We start from the raw sequence: 14,978 nt of genomic DNA, 5'->3' as shown, positions 1-14,978 counted from the left end.
CTACTCCTGACGGCTGCCGGGTGCTCGAACCGGCGGGCCCCCTGGCGTCTCGGATCCGGGGGCACGCCTGCGTTGGCCTGCGAACCAGCGAAGTCCGCCGGACTGTCCTCCCACCACCAGGTCCAGCACACCATCGCCGTCCACGTCACCAAGCGCGGGCGCCGAGTACAGATCGGTCGCCGGCTCGAGCACCGCGGCCGGGCCAAAGCTCACCGCACCACCGGCCGATGTGTTCCTCCACCACTGCACGCCGCCATCCTCGCTGCCGAGCACCAGGTCCGAAGCCCCGTCACCGTCCACGTCGTACAGGACGGGGGTGCTGCGACGCCCCACATCGATCCCGAGCCAGGTGTCGCTCACCAGCTCGAATCGCGGCACGGCGCGCGTCCCGGCATTCCGATAGAAGTTGAGCTGCCCGGACGCCTCCCCCACGATCATGTCGAGGTCGCCGTCCCCATCCAGGTCGGCGAGGGCCGGCGTCGTGTTGCTTCCACGCGTGAGGACCACGAGCGCGCTATCCGCCAACTCGTATCGCGGCGCTCCGGCCGTCGCGACGTTTCGCCACCACTGCACGCGGTCGCGCCAGGTCCCCATCACCAGGTCCATCCGCCCATCGCCGTCGAGGTCCGCGACCGACGGCGCGTAGTGAAATTCCCCGCGGATCGGCAGCAGCCCGCGATCGCGATACATGGGGGCCTTCGGCGTGCCGGTATTCTCGAACCAGGTCACCGTCGCCGTGGACTCCGACTCCGGGGAGATCTTGTTCCCAACCAATAGGTCAAGGTCCCCGTCACCATCCACGTCGCCGAGCACGGGCGTCGCTTCACTCCCTACATCCAGCGTCGGCACGAGTCGCTTGGAGGCGACCTCGAAGCGTCCGCGCGCCCGTTGCTGGATGAGGTAGAGATTGTTCACCGCGGTGGTCCGAGGGGAATACGAACCACCAATCACCCCCATGACGACATCCAGCAGGCCATCCCCGTCGATGTCCCCCGTCGTTGGAGCGTTGTACCCGCTGGTGAGGGCCGTCGTGCTATCGGGAAAACGGCGGTAGCCCTCGCGCATGTTGGGCGTACCGCATCCACTTCCGCGATTCTCGAACACGAGCAGCCCGCGTTCGAAGTAGTCCCCCCAGAACAGGTCGATGTCGCCGTCGCCATCGATGTCACCAAAACCGAGCGTGTTGGCGCCGTGGCGCGTTCCGGTGAGTTCGATCCGGCTCGGCCCCGGTTGCCCAGGCACCGGGCCAAGCACCTCGATCCCCTCCCATCGCTCGGTGTGCAGCCCGAACCGCGGGACCCCGTTGGACTCGCTGCCCGGCACCGCCTCGAAGCGATCCACCGTCCCCGCGACGCGGCCAAGAAACAGGTCCAATCGTCCGTTGCAGTCGATGTCGACCGCGTTCAGGATGTTCTGTCGATCCGCCGGGATCGGGGCGCCGTCGCTGTCGCGGAGGGTGTCCACCGCGATCACGAACTTCGCCGCCTCGCGCGTGCCCACATTGCGCCAGGCGCGTATGTAGGAGACCGGCGACTCACTGAGCAGGTCAACGCGACCGTCGCGATCGAGGTCCACAAAGCGGTACCATTCCCCAACTGGCACGTCCAGGAATGCATCCGTCCGCCAGGTAAACGCTCCCCGCACGTTCTCGAAGAACATGACGGCGTTGGAGCGCTCCTGGACAAACAGGTCCTGGTCCCCATCGCCGTCGATGTCCACCAGCTGGGGCCGCGGCACGTCGAACCCGCCAAGGAAGGGCGCCGCCATCTGGCGTCCCGCGCTGTCCTGCACGGGAAAGGGGTTCACCGCGCGGGTGAACCCCGGGACTCCCTGCGCCGCGCCGGTTGTTCCCCACCCGAGCGCCAGCGCGACGAAGACCCGCCTCATCGCAACCCGGCCGCGCCCAACCCGGTTGGCCCGCGGCCCAGCATCACCGTCCGGGTCTCCTTGCCGCTGCGCAAGTCCAACACGGAAAGCCATCCATCCTTCGCGTCGTGGCCAGCCATGCCGTGTTTGTCATGGCCACTCTGGCCGGGGGCCAGTGCCCCGGTGTTCTGGCTCACCACAAAGGCGCGTCGCCCATCGCTCGCCAACGCCATGCTGTAGGGCTGAGCGATTGAACCGGTGAGCACGCGACTGACCTTGCCGGCCTGGGCGTCTACCACCGCCACACCGTTCTTCAGCAGCAGGGTGAGGTAGACCGTCTTGTTATCCGGAGCGAATCGCGCCTCCCAGGGCTTCCCGTCGACCGGGATCTCACGCACCGGTACCAGTGGGGGGGGCCGCGTGAGGTCAAAGACGAACAGCGAGTTCGCAAGCTCCGCCCCCGCCACCATGGTGCGCCCGTCAGGAGAGATCGCAAACATCACCAGCGACCGCGCCGCACCAGGGATGCTGGTGAGCGTCACCCGACCGGTCGCCGTCTCCACGGACGCAATCCGGTTCTCGGCCAGGGACGCCGTGTGCACCCACTTCCCGTCCGCCGACACCGCGAGCGCATGCGGCCGCGCCACGAGGATCTCCTGCTCCTCGACCAGGGTGAACGACGAGCGCATGATCACGCCTAACGATTTTGGCGGGTTGACCGCGGTCATCGAGCGCCCGACGTACAACGAGTCATGGGCCGGATCCAGGGCCAGCAACCCGGGGGTTTCCATCCGTACCTGGCCCACCAGGCGATGCGACCGGTCGAACTTCAGCACCCGTCCATCGCCAATCAGCGACACGTACCAGAAACTCCCGTCCGGCTCCACCACGACGTGGTGGGGTTTGGCATTGTCGCTGAAGCCGAGTCGTCGCAGGTCCAGGACGGTATCGACCTTCGCGGTGCGCTCATCAAGCACCGTGATCGTCGCGCCGCCCTGGTTCGTGACGAACAGCTTGCGGGCGCCTGGCGCCTGGGCCACCGCTCCAACCCCGGCCAGCAGGAGCACCAGGCCGACCGGGAGTCGTCGATCGAACATCACTGCACCGTCTTCCGTGATTTGTCCTTCACGAAGAACACTCCTTCCCCAATGCTCGTGACGATGATCGTCCCGCTCTTGAAGTACGGGTACACACTCCACGCCCCATTGAAGCTCGGCGTCCCATCGTCACCCGGATGCGTGTCCATGAAGCCAACCTCCCTGGGGTTCTTTGGATCGCTGATGTCCAGGATGCGCAACCCGGAGGTGTAGTTCGCCTGGTACATGCGGTCGCCCTTCACGTACAGGTTGTGATCAATCGCCCGCGAGGTCCCGACGTGCTCCTTCACGAGGATGGGATCGCTCAGGTCGGTCAGGTCCCACACGAGGGTGCGCGTCCCCTTGCCGGCCTCGCCCTGCCCCTGCGACTCGTCGCCTTCATCGTTGAGGTACAGGTACTTGTGGTCGTCCGTCAACCACGCCTGGTGAGCATAGGCCACGTTGGGATACGACGCCCGCGAGATCGCCACCGGGTTCTTCTTGTCGGACAGGTCGGCGATGGAAATGGCCGTCTCGTTACTGCCCACGCAAATCTCCTTGCCGGTGTAACGCGTGTCGGGTCCACGATAGGTCACGCACTGCGCGTCGTGAGAGTACCCCGTTCCCGCGCGACCGGTCCGCGGATCGCCGAAACACCCCGCGAACTTGGGCTTCTTGGGCGTCCGCACGTCAATCATGTGATACCCTCCGCCGCAGGTCTCCCCGCCACCGGACGTCCCCACGGTGTACATGAAACCCGTCTCCTCATTCGAGACAATGTTGTGCGCACTGTTGATCCGGTCGTACGTCACGTCCGGGGTGAAGACCTGCGGCGTGCGTACGTTCCGCAGTCGCGTGAGGTCAAACACCTGCATCCCATGTTCGCCGGCGTTGTCCGCCACGATAAAGACATGATCCTTGTAGATCTTCATGTCACGCCAGGCCGCTGGCGGCGACCCCTTCGTCTTGGGGAGGTCGCCGAGGTAGCGTGGGTTCGCGGGATTGCTCACGTCGACAAAGGAGCTGCCGTCGGTCCGGCCAAGGATCGCGATCTCCGCTCCCGTCACCGGATCGGTCCACCCCCAGTTGTCATTCATGCGCGTCCCGCGCTTGCCGCCGATGGCCGTGATCGGCAGGAACGAGGAAAGCGCCGTGCTTCCGCACTCGAACTCGCCCACCTTGCCCGCGTCACTGCAGTCCTGCTCCTTGCCCTTCACAGCGGCAAAGGTCTTGTTGGTCGAGGTGGGATAGAACGTCCCGCGCACCGCCCAGCTGCCAGCCGGGGTCCTGCCGAGGAACATCACCGTTCCCTCGCCGCCCCCATCGCTTGGCATCCCGACCACTGCGTGGTCCCCTGACATCGCGAACGAACTCGCGAACGTCGCCCCAGGCTCCACGCCGGGCACGTCCAGCGCTTGCATCGCGAGCCAATTCCCTTCCCGGTCCTGTCGCATTGTATAGATGCGCCCGGTCCCCCGTTCCGCCCCGGGAGCGCCGACCCACAGTTCGTTCCCCGAGGCGCCGAGGCTCGTTCCAAAGCGCGCACCCGAGTAGTCGTACGGCGTGAAGTTGCGGCGTTCGCGCCAGATCTCGGCGATGTCGCTGTACTCGAACACGGCGGCGAGCCCCACGCTGCCCCCGCCTTGTCCCGGAAGAAGCAGCGCGCCCGGTGCGCCGGCAACAATGCGCTTGCCACTCAGCAGGAGGCTCGATCCCAGGCGGGCGTTGTCCGCCCCGCGAGCGGAGATCACCATCGCATTCTGGGTCCATCCGCCATCGGCCGGTCGGTACACGTAGACGGCGCCACGGCTGGTGCTTCGGCCCGGCGCGCCAACCACCAGATGATCGGCGTCCATCGCAATCGCCTGTCCAAAGCGATCGGCGACTCCCTGCGAGTCAGGCTTGATGGTCCCCGCGGCGCTCCAGGCGCCGTTGGCATAGCGGTACTCGTACACGACGCCGCCCCCTTCGCCGGGCGCGCCGATCATGGCGCGGTCACCGCGAACGACGATCGCCGCCCCGAATCCGGCGCGCGCACGCACCGATGTGGTGATCGTCCCGACATGGGTCCATGCGCCGTTGGCCTCGCGTCGAAAGGCTTCGACCGCCCCGCGACCACTGTCGGCGGCATTCGGGAGTCCGAGTCGGCCCACGAGCAGGTGGTTGCCATCGGCGGCAACGCTGGCACCGAAGCCGTCGTTCGCGGTGCCGTTGGGCGCCGCGACCTTGCCGGCCACGCGCCAGGTCGCACCGGTCCGCTGGTAGACGTGGACGCTCCCCGGGGTCGCTCCGCGGGGCTCACCGACGAACGCCCGGGTGCCGGTCAGGGTGACCGCGGTCCCGAACGCGACCAGACGGCTCTCCGGTTCGGTCGCCGTGTGCCGTGTAGAGTCAGCAGTGGTGGTATCGCTGGCCGCAACGAGAGCCAGCAGGAGTGGGCCGACGTACATCGACTACCTCAGGGAGTGGGAAGTCCCCAAAACTACGCGCCATCCGACCGGACCGCTAAGGGTGCCCGCGCGGCCAGGCCGCAAGCCAACGGGCGCGCACGGCGTCAGGTCGGCGGGTCGTGGTACAGCGACACCTGTGAGAGTCGGGCCGCACCTAACGATGACCAGAGCCGCACCCGAAGGCGCTGCACGCGGCGCGCGTCGAACCGCGCCAGTCGTGCATACCCGATCGTGGTGCCCGACGCGACCTGCCACCAGGCGTCACCGGCCGCATCCAGCGCCTCGACCTCGAAGCGCTCGATCAGCTGCCCGGTGGCAATGGGCTCGGCGAGGCGCACGACCGTCGCCGTTTCCGGACGTGGAAGGGTCAGCTCAAGGGTTGCCGTGTCGCCGGTGCCCGACGCTTCCCACCAGGAATCGGGTGAACCATCCACGACCCGGGCCGCCCCTCGACCTGGGAGGGCCGACGCCGACTTGACGCTGGCGCCAATAGCCAGGTCGCGCGTGAAGATCGCCCGGCGCCGCACGGCGAACCCGTCGAGGGCGCGCAGGTCGTTCGCGTGCCAGGTCCCGTCGCGCGTCGGCGGAACGTTGAGCAGCAACTTGCTGTTGCGACCCACGGACGTGAAGTAGAGCTGCAGGAGGTTGTCGACCGAGCGCACCTGCGCGTCCTGCGACGCGTGGTAGAACCACCCCGGCCGAATCGAGACGTCGGTCTCGCCCGGTCGCCACGCCGCCCCATCGCGATGTCCCTGCTGCAGCACGTCGCCCACCCACGGGGCATCGAACCCCGCGAACGGCACCACGGCCGGGTCGATGGTGCTCCAGCACGTTTCGCCCGCGACCCCGCGCTCGTTCCCGATCCAGCGTACGTCAGGGCCGGCGTCGGAGAACATCACTGCGTCCGGTTGCAGCCGCCGCACGGTCCCGTGGATGCGCCCCCAGTCGTACACCTGCCGCCGGCCGTTGGGGCCTTCCCCGTTCGCGCCGTCGAACCAGACCTCGACGAGTCGGCCATACCGCGTCAGCAACTCCTCCAACTGCGCGATGTAGAGGTCCATGTACCGGGGGGAATCACCGTACGACGGATCGTGACGGTCCCACGGCGAGAGGTACACACCGAACCCGATCCCCTGCGCGCGACAGGCGCGCGCGAGGTCGCCGACGACGTCGCCTTGCCCGTCGCGCCAAGGGCTCGACGCCACGGAGTGGCGCGTCAGGGCGGTCGGCCAGAGACAGAAGCCGTCATGGTGTTTCGCCGTGATGACCAACGACCGAACACCAGCGCTCACCGCCTGTCGGACCAGGACGTCGGCGTCAAAGCCATCGGGCCGGAAGAGGCGCGGATCCTCGGTGCCATCCCCCCATTCCCGATCGGTGTAGGTATTGACGCCAAAGTGCACGAAGGCGGACAGCTCCTCTCGCTGCCAGCGGAGCTGCGCAGGCGTTGGTACGGGGCGACCCGCCGCGTTCGGGAGCGGGACGCGGCGGGTCAACACGCCGGCGCCTAACGCTGCGACGAAGCCGCGTCGTTTCATGGGGTAGGCGTCGCCCGAGCGTCCGTGGCCAGTGGGGTCGCCGCCAACACGGCGTCCCGTGGGTGCCCGGCGGCGACCTGTCGGCCGAGGGCGCGCGGCGTGACGTACCCCACCTCACCCGTGGCGAGTTGGACGCGGTACCAACTCCCCTGTGCACCCACGACCTGCACCGGGGTGCCCACCGGGAGGGTCCGCACGCTGTCGGCGCCATACGCCGCCCAGCGACGCAGGGTGGGGGCCGGGCTGCCCGACGCGAGCACGGCGCCGAGGCGCGTCGTATCGGCCGCGACCGCCACGGCATCGCTCACCGGCAAGCGCACCCACGGAAAGGGGTCCATCGCCCCCGATCCGCGTCGGTAGATCCCGAAGTGCAGGTGCGGGCGCGTCGTTTTCGCATTTCCTGTATTGCCGACGAAGCCGAGGGTGTCGCCGCGGCGCACGCCATCCCCTTCCAGGACGGCGACCGAGTCGAGGTGCGCGTAGTAGAGGCTCTGGCGGCGCACCGGGTCAGACAGCCACACGACCTTGCCACCCAGGTTGTTTGGCCGCGTGGAGCGGATCATCCCGTCCACGCTGGCCACGACGGGAGTCCCGCGCTTGGCGAAGATGTCGATCCCCTCATGTTGTCGGCGCCCGCCATCACGTTCCATTCCCCAGAAGCTCTGCACTGCGCGATTGCCGTGGCCGGCCACCGGGAAGACGAGGATCGGTTCCGCGCGCACGACCAGCTCGTAGCGACCTTCGCGCAGCAACTCTGGCTGGACGCGGAGGAGGAAGGTCGTGGAATCTTCCACGTCTTCGCGCAGCACGAGCCGTCCCGTGGAATCGGCACGCGCCGTGCCCACGTGGGCGAGGGGCAGCACGGTATCCGCGGTCACGCGAAAGAGGTCCACAAACACCCGCGTCGCGAGCCCCTCCACCTGGTCGAATGAGACCTCCAATCGACGGCCCCGGCCCAGGCGCAGCTGATACGCCACCGCCCGCGCCTCGGCGCGCGTGAAGTACCCCGCCTCGCGCGCCGGCAGCGGCATGGGAATCGGGGCACGCAACGCGCTATCGCTGGCCGCCAGCCATTCCCTGCCTAACGCGGTCGAGTCCAGCCCGGCCGCGTGCAATGAGGCCGCATATTGCTCATGCGGCGTGAGCACTCGCACCCGCCCGCGCCACGCGTCCCCGTCGCACGCCGCGAGAAAGACGCACGCCGCGCCGAGGCCGAGACGCCACACGCGCGAGCCGCTCAGCACCCGTGCCACCCGTGCCGCCCGTACCGCTCGTGCTGCCCGTGCTGCTCGTGCTCCTCGTGCTGCTCGTACCGCGCCGTGGCGGTTGTTGACACCCGCCGACGGCTCACGCCGTCCGCACCCGTCACCCCACCACCTCCCGGTACACCCGGTACACATTCCCCCCCATGATCCGGTCGATGTCGGCCGCGCGATACTTCCGCTGTTCCAGGCCGCGGCGCACTACCTCCATGCGGCGGGGACCGTTCAGCTCATTAATGAAGTACGGCAGGTCGCTGTCCACCACTTGCGATCCTTCCTCCTTCTTGAGTTCCGCGAGGTACTCGGGCGTCAAGGTGATCACGCGGTGGTCGCGATCGCTCCCAATGCCCACATGCTCTATGCCGGCAACCTTCACCGCGTGGTCGATGTGGTCAAAGTAGGCGTGCAGGTTGTCCTCTTTCTTCCTGGTGAGGAACGGCCGCATCTGGCAAACACCGATGACCCCTCCACCCTTTGCCACCGCACGGATCACCTCATCGGTGCTGTTCCGGATGTTCTGGTGCACCGCCATGCACGCCGTGTGCGAGATGATCACCGGCTTGCGCGAGGCCGCGGCCGTGTCCGCCATCGTCCGCTGGTTTGCGTGTGAGAGGTCCACCAGCATGCCGACCGCGTTCATCTTCTCCACCAGGTCGCGCCCGAATGGCGTCAGCCCGCCCTCCTCGCCCGCTCGGCACCCGGTGCCCGCGCGGTTGCGCTCGTTGTAGGTGATCTGCGAACTCCGCACTCCCAGCCGGTAGAAGACGTCCACGCGATCCAGGTGAGCGCCAAACTGATCCGAGTTCTGGAAGAGGTAGAAGACCGCCATCTTCCCCTGACGACGAGCCTCGTCGATCTGCCGGACCGACGTCGCCTTGAGGAAGAAGGCCGAGCGTCCGGCGATCATTCGGTCGTATTCCACCACCCCATCGATCGCCAGCTCGAGCCCCTCAGCACCGATCGGCTTGGGATCGCACAAGGTGACCGTGATGGCCCGCATCCCGGTCGCGAGCATGTCCCGGATGAGGGCATCGTCGTACTCGTTGCGCAGTTCACCCATCGCGTCCATGATGAGCGGCCGCTGCCCGGGCTGGGCGGTTGCCAGCGAGGGACGCAAGGCGGCGGTGGCTCCCAGGAGGGCCGTGTGCGAGACGAAGGTTCGTCGGTGCATGGGCGAGGTGGCTGAGGTCGGTGGAATCTGCCTGGACGACATGATACCCGGAATTGCCCCATGACCGCTCCCAAGGTGCCCGGACCTACCCATTTCCCAACGGCGGGAGCCTTTCGCACCTGGCTGGCGACCCATCATTCCGAAAAATCGGAGCTGATTGTCGGTTTCTACAAGAAGGACTCTGGCCGCGGAGGCATCACGTACGCTGAGGCCCTCGACGAAGCGCTGTGCCACGGGTGGATCGATGGCGTGCGCCGCGCGGTGGACGCGGCGTCGTTCTCCGTGCGATTCACCCCGCGCCGGCCGAAGAGCTACTGGAGCCGCGTAAATCGGGCCAAGGTCGAACTGCTCCTGGCCGCGGGTCGCATGACGCCCGCCGGACTGGCAGCATGGGAACGACGCGACGCGGTGCCGCCAGACCAGTATTCCTTTGAAAGGACACCGCAACGCCTGCCGCAGGCGATGGAGCGGGCGTTCCGGAAGGATGCGGCGGCGTGGGCCTGGTTCTCGTCACGGGTCGCTGGCTACCAGCGACTGGCCGTCCATTGGGTGGTCAGCGCCAAGCAGGAGGCGACCCGGGCGCGTCGACTCGCGACCCTCATCAGCTCCTCCGCGGCCGGCCAGCCCATGCCGGGATACCTCGCCGGAACTCCGGGGGCGGCGCGAGACACGACGCGCGCAGGGCAAGAAAAAGCGACGGGCCGCTCCCCGCGGCCCGCCGCTCCCCCACACCCCACTACGAAAGCACGTCCTCGCTAGGCGCGCTTCCGGCGACGGACCATCGCACCCACACCACCGAGTCCGGTCGAGAGCAGGAGAATCGTGGCCGGCTCCGGCGCAACCGTGGACTGGTCGGCGAGGACGGCGATCGTGTAGTCGTACGGCACGCCCTGCTGACCGACCCAGCTGGTGGCGTCGACGTTGTAGCTGTTGTCGCCGTCGGGCAGCATGGCGCCGGACCATTCGGAGGTACCCTGTTGGCACTGGATCGGGTTGCTGCCGAGCTTCCCGCAGGCTTGGAGCGTCCGGGCCAGCGACGCGTTGATGCGATCAAACCCACGGTAGGTCCCGCCGTCACCGGTGAGCCGACCGCGCAGCGTCGACGCATAGGTCGGGGCACCGACCAGGTTCTGGTTGGCGAGGAGCCCGTACAGCGGGGCGCCGTTCGACATGAAGGCGAAATCCAGCGGCGCTTCCTTCTGGAACGAAAGGCCGGACCCGAAGCGGATCGAGAAGCCCACCCAGGTGTATCCCGGGGGCCCCTGCATCGTGAACGGATTCACGGAGATGTTGGAGGCAGAGCCGGCGAAGGCCGTGCTGCTGAACTGGTTCATGCGCACCCCTCCAAAGGTGCAGCCCAGCCCGGCGGAGGCGAGGTAGGCGCTCAACGGCCCGGCAGTACACGCCTGGGCCTCGCTACGAGCCGGGGTCGCCAGCGCGGCCGCGAGTCCTGCGAGCACCATGGCGGTTCGGGAGATCTTGCCGGTCATTCACTCCTCCTGCGAATTGGGTCTGGGGCGCTTGGACGCTTGTCGCGTCTGCGGCCCGTCTAACGCAGGAATCGGGCAGGTGCATCAGCCCTGTTGTTGTCGTGACCCGTCGCACAGGGGGACGCCGTTTGCGACCTGGGTCACACGCACATGTCCGATGCACCGTGGCACTCGACCACCGACCCGTGCGGCGAGGCTGCGGCACCCGCCCGGCATATCGTGCCGCCTATGGGTTCAGCCACCAGCTCGCCTTGAGCAGCAGCGTGTTGTCCGGATGGGCGCGGAAGAGGTCGCGCACGTCGCGCGACCAGTCAAACGTGCCGAGGTTGCGGTCCCCCTGGGAGCGCCCTTGCTGCCAAACGACGAACAACGCCGATCCGGGCCGATACTCCCACCGGACCACCGCGTTGCTGTTGAACTGCTTGACGTTGAACCCCGACGGATTCGCGCCGGCACCGTACGGCCGGAAGCGCGCCGCGTAGTCGCGCGCGCGCGGGTCCGCCAACTCCCGCCAGTCGGTGAACGCCCCCGTGCTGATGAACGGCTGCCCGTAGAACTGGAACGAGAGGGTGGGCGACAGGGTCCAGTTCGCCCGCGTGGTGACGGCCAGCGTGCGCTGCCGCAGGTGAGCAAACGTGTAGTGCGTAGTGTCACTGAACGTCGCGCCAGCATTCGTCACCCATTGCTGGTCGTCGTTGCGGTGCACGTAGTTGGGCCCCACGCTCAGCGACAAGTTGCTGGCCACGCGCATCTCCAGGTTGAGTCCCACGCCAATCCCGTAGGAGTTGCGGTCGTCTCCCGCCCCGAACCCGATGTCGAGCGACGGCACGAAGGCCGGGCGGGGATCACCCTGGATGTTGATCGAGAAGTCGTGCTTGGCCGACTGGCGCACCGCCGGCCCGCCGCGCGCACACGACATGCAGTGCGACGCACCCACGTCCACCGACCGGTAGGTAAACGCTCCGCCCCAGAAGTTCGGAAACTCGGCCGACGTGTGCAGCGTCACGTTGGAGCCGGCGGGGAGCCCCCCAGTGGTCCAATGCTGTTCACTCGAGAGCGAGTTGAAGGTTCGCCGGTAGAACCGCGTGGGACGCAGCCCCTGGAACGACACCGTCTGCCGGATCGAGACATCGTTCACCAACGGCACAAAACCCAGGTCGTTCAGCTCCAGCCCCGGACCGGCCGCGCGCACAAAGTTGCTGTAGCGCACCTGCCCGCGGAGCTTCGACAGGCTCCCGCCGATCACCCCACCGCCCAGCGACGTACGCGTCGCATCAAAACGCGCTTCATGGTCCGGGCGCTGGTAGTAGTGGACCGAGCTCAGCTGCGTGCGCGCGATCGCCTCCGCACTCCCACGCACCAGGTTCTGCCCGGTGTACCCCATCACCTCCCACGTCTCTCGGGCAAACCGATGGAACCCCTGGGCCACCACGGTGAAGGCATCGCGCCGCAGGAAGGGGGCGGTCTCCGCGTCCAGGTCCCGGTTGACCGCCGTCGCCATCATGCCGAAGGACGAACGCCCCTGGCGCAATTCCTTCACCGCACGGGCGACCAGGTAGTTGGTGCGCGGCTCGATGGTCTGCCCACCTACCCCTACTTCGCGCCGAGTGACGGCCTCTACAAGCCCCAGCGACAACCCGTTCTTGAGTCGCCCGGTCACCTTGCCTGCCCCCAGGATGGTTGTGGCTACCGGGTCGCCAGGAGCACTTCGCAGTTGGGGCGTGCGCCCGATGCGTCGGGTGTAGAAGATCCCCTCACACGGCCCACCACATCGGAACAGGCCGCCCCCTTCCTGGAAGAACGGCCGACGCTCCTCAAACCGCACCTCGAATGCCGTGAGGTTGAGGATCGCCGGATCCGCTTCCACCTGGCCAAAGTCCGGGTTCACCGTCGCATCCACCGTCATGTTGGAGGTCAGCCCGTACTTCACGTCGAGGCCGCCTGCAAGTTGTTGCGGGTGGTTCCACCCCTTGGGCGCGACTTCGGTCACGTTCTTGGTGACTGAATACGGCAGCAGTTCGAGGCGACTCGCGCGTGTCAGCCCCGAAAACCCCTCGAGCGTGCCCAGCTGCGACGCCAACGTCTGGACCGAGGTGCGGTAGGTCGGCCAGGAGACGCGTTCATTCAGCCGTGCGATGTCCCGCCAGACGCCAAAGCCAAAGTCCGACGCCCCGGCGTTAAAGCGCACCTGGCTGAACGGCACGGCAAACTCCGCGGTCCAACCGAGCGAGTCGATCAACACCCCCACATCCCAGATGCCGTCCCATGTCATGTCCTCGATAATGTCGCCATAGATCGCGCCATCACGCTTGACCCCCGCCGGATTCACCATCAGCTCGATCCCCGTCCGACGGTCATGGTAACCGTCGATGATGATCTTGAGCTGGTCGGAGTTGGTGCGCACATCCCGGCGACTCAGGAGACTGAGCAAGCTGTCCGGATGGGGGTCGAACGCACGGACAAACACGTACAGTCGACGGTCGTCGTAGGCCGCGCGCACCTCCGTGCGAAAGGTCGGCACCCCGTCCTCTGCGGGGGCGAACTGGCGGAACTGGTCGACGCGTGGCGCCTGCGCCCACACGGGATCCGCGTCGCGCCCGTCGATCACCACCGGCAGCGCGGTCCGGATCACGCGCGCACGCGTGTCCGTCTCACGCGATTGCGCCGCCGCACCGAGGGGAGCGACGAGGGCACAGAGGGCAACCAGGCGATGCATCACGCAGGGGAGTAGAAGGGGCAACGAGAGCCTCTACGGATTGCTCCCCTGCTTTGTTCGGGATTACTTCGTGTCGAGGGCCAGCAGGGTCTGCAGGAGGACGTTCGCGCCGTTGGTGATGTCTTGCGGCGTGGAGTATTCCTGCGGGGCGTGCGATATCCCCTTGATGCTGGGGACGAAGATCATCGCTGAGGGGCAGACCTTGGCCATGTGCTGCGCGTCATGCCCCGCACCACTCGGCATGGGGCGGTGCGACAGACCAAGTCCCTTCGCCTGGGAGGCGATCGTCGCCATGATCCCGGGATCGCACATCGCTGACGCGGATTGGTGCGTCGACTGAAAGCTGAAGGTTGTGCCCGTGGCCCTGCCAATCTCCACGCATTCCGTCCGTACCTTCTCGAACAAGCGCGTGATCTTGGCGTTGTCGAGGTCGCGCAGCTCGAGCGAACACTGCACCTTGCCCGGGATGACGTTACGCGCCCCCGGGAAGGCCATCACCATCCCCACGGTACCGACCTGGCGGCCCGGCTCGCTGGTGACGACGCGATTCACCATGTCGGTGTAGCGCGCGAAGGCGAGCATGGCATCGCGTCGGTCGTTCATCGCGGTCGTCCCGGCGTGGTTCGCAAACCCCTCGATGGTCACGTCCCACCAGCCAATGCCGACGATCCCCTCGACCACGCCGATATTCAGCTGCTCTTTGTCGAGATTGCCCCCCTGCTCGATGTGCAACTCGATGTAGGCGGCGGCCTCACCGGGCTGCTTGCGAGCTTCGGCGAGCCTGGCGGGGTTCCCACCGATGAACGTGATCCCGTTCCGGATCGTCTTGCCACTCCGGCTGCCAAGGTCGAGGTCCGCCTCGTGCAGCTCACCGACCACGGCCCGACTGCCAACCGTCCCGCCCTCCTCGTTCTGGAAGAGCACCACATGCAATGGGTGCCGGGTGATGATCCCTCGTTCCTGCAGGGTCTGGGCAACCTCGATCGCCCCCAGGCTGCCGACCGGGCCATCGTAGTTCCCGCCCTCCGGGACCGAGTCGATGTGAGACCCGAACCAGAGCGGTTTGCGCGCCGGGTCGGAGCCCGCGCGGGTCCCATGGATATTGCCGGCGGTGTCTATCGTGACGGTCAAGCCGGCCGCTCGCATGAGCCCCATTGCGTACTCGCGCCCCTGCTTGTCGTACTCGCTGTAGGCGACGCGGCTCACGCCACCCTGCGGGTTGGCGCCAAAAGCGGAGAGCGCCTTGAGATGTCCGTTCAGGCGCTCCCCATTTACCCTGACGCCCTGGTGGACGTGTCGATCGACGCCCGGCCACCGGCCCAGGGCCGCGGCGCCGAGGGCGGCCAATGACGTGCGGGAGAACTCACGGCGAGACGGCATGGACAGCGAGTGGAGGGGGGAGGACGTCG

Annotated in this window: 10 protein-coding genes; 1 reads left to right on the top strand and 9 read right to left on the bottom strand. The window is 67.3% G+C overall.

Annotated features, from left to right (window positions below; genetic code table 11):
- The 6 genes from IPK85_09600 to IPK85_09575 form a co-directional block, all read right to left on the bottom strand.
- Window positions 1-1,887, bottom strand: a complete 1,887-nt coding sequence (locus IPK85_09600) for a VCBS repeat-containing protein (GenBank protein ID MBK8247636.1) — start codon at window positions 1,885-1,887, stop codon at window positions 1-3.
- Complete coding sequence (locus IPK85_09595; GenBank protein ID MBK8247635.1) at window positions 1,884-2,963, bottom strand: hypothetical protein; 1,080 nt, start codon at window positions 2,961-2,963, stop codon at window positions 1,884-1,886. Before IPK85_09595 ends, IPK85_09600 begins: the two co-directional genes overlap by 4 nt.
- Window positions 2,963-5,392: a choice-of-anchor B family protein gene (locus IPK85_09590; protein MBK8247634.1), complete on the bottom strand. Its 2,430-nt coding sequence runs from the start codon at window positions 5,390-5,392 to the stop codon at window positions 2,963-2,965. Before IPK85_09590 ends, IPK85_09595 begins: the two co-directional genes overlap by 1 nt.
- Window positions 5,393-5,496: 104 nt before the next feature.
- On the bottom strand, window positions 5,497-6,930 hold the full coding sequence (locus tag IPK85_09585; GenBank protein MBK8247633.1) for an alpha-L-fucosidase: 1,434 nt from the start codon (window positions 6,928-6,930) through the stop codon (window positions 5,497-5,499).
- Window positions 6,927-8,183: a peptidoglycan DD-metalloendopeptidase family protein gene (locus tag IPK85_09580; protein MBK8247632.1), complete on the bottom strand. Its 1,257-nt coding sequence runs from the start codon at window positions 8,181-8,183 to the stop codon at window positions 6,927-6,929. The genes IPK85_09585 and IPK85_09580 overlap by 4 nt, the downstream gene beginning before the upstream one ends.
- 112 nt (window positions 8,184-8,295) lie before the next feature.
- The gene (locus tag IPK85_09575; protein ID MBK8247631.1) at window positions 8,296-9,363 is read right to left on the bottom strand and encodes a membrane dipeptidase; all 1,068 of its coding nucleotides are present in this window, start codon (window positions 9,361-9,363) and stop codon (window positions 8,296-8,298) included.
- A 60-nt stretch (window positions 9,364-9,423) separates the two neighbouring features.
- Here IPK85_09575 and IPK85_09570 point away from each other — a divergent pair, with 60 nt between their 5' ends.
- Window positions 9,424-10,122: a YdeI/OmpD-associated family protein gene (locus IPK85_09570; GenBank protein ID MBK8247630.1), complete on the top strand. Its 699-nt coding sequence runs from the start codon at window positions 9,424-9,426 to the stop codon at window positions 10,120-10,122.
- On the opposite strand, the gene IPK85_09565 is transcribed toward IPK85_09570, so the two are convergent.
- From IPK85_09565 to IPK85_09555, 3 genes are all read right to left on the bottom strand, one after another.
- A complete protein-coding gene (locus IPK85_09565) occupies window positions 10,119-10,853 on the bottom strand; it encodes a PEP-CTERM sorting domain-containing protein (protein ID MBK8247629.1) in 735 nt (244 codons plus the stop codon). The two genes, IPK85_09570 and IPK85_09565, sit on opposite strands and share 4 nt — an antisense overlap.
- Window positions 10,854-11,079: 226 nt before the next feature.
- The gene (locus IPK85_09560; protein ID MBK8247628.1) at window positions 11,080-13,572 is read right to left on the bottom strand and encodes a carbohydrate binding family 9 domain-containing protein; all 2,493 of its coding nucleotides are present in this window, start codon (window positions 13,570-13,572) and stop codon (window positions 11,080-11,082) included.
- 60 nt (window positions 13,573-13,632) lie between these two features.
- Window positions 13,633-14,949, bottom strand: coding sequence for a Zn-dependent hydrolase (locus tag IPK85_09555; protein ID MBK8247627.1), 1,317 nt, complete (start codon window positions 14,947-14,949; stop codon window positions 13,633-13,635).
- Window positions 14,950-14,978 lie beyond the last annotated feature (29 nt).

The organism is Gemmatimonadota bacterium, from assembly GCA_016712265.1.
GTDB lineage: Bacteria > Gemmatimonadota > Gemmatimonadetes > Gemmatimonadales > Gemmatimonadaceae > RBC101.
The sequence above is the reverse complement of the archived record's forward strand: the minus strand, read 5'-3'. Positions and strand labels throughout refer to the sequence as shown.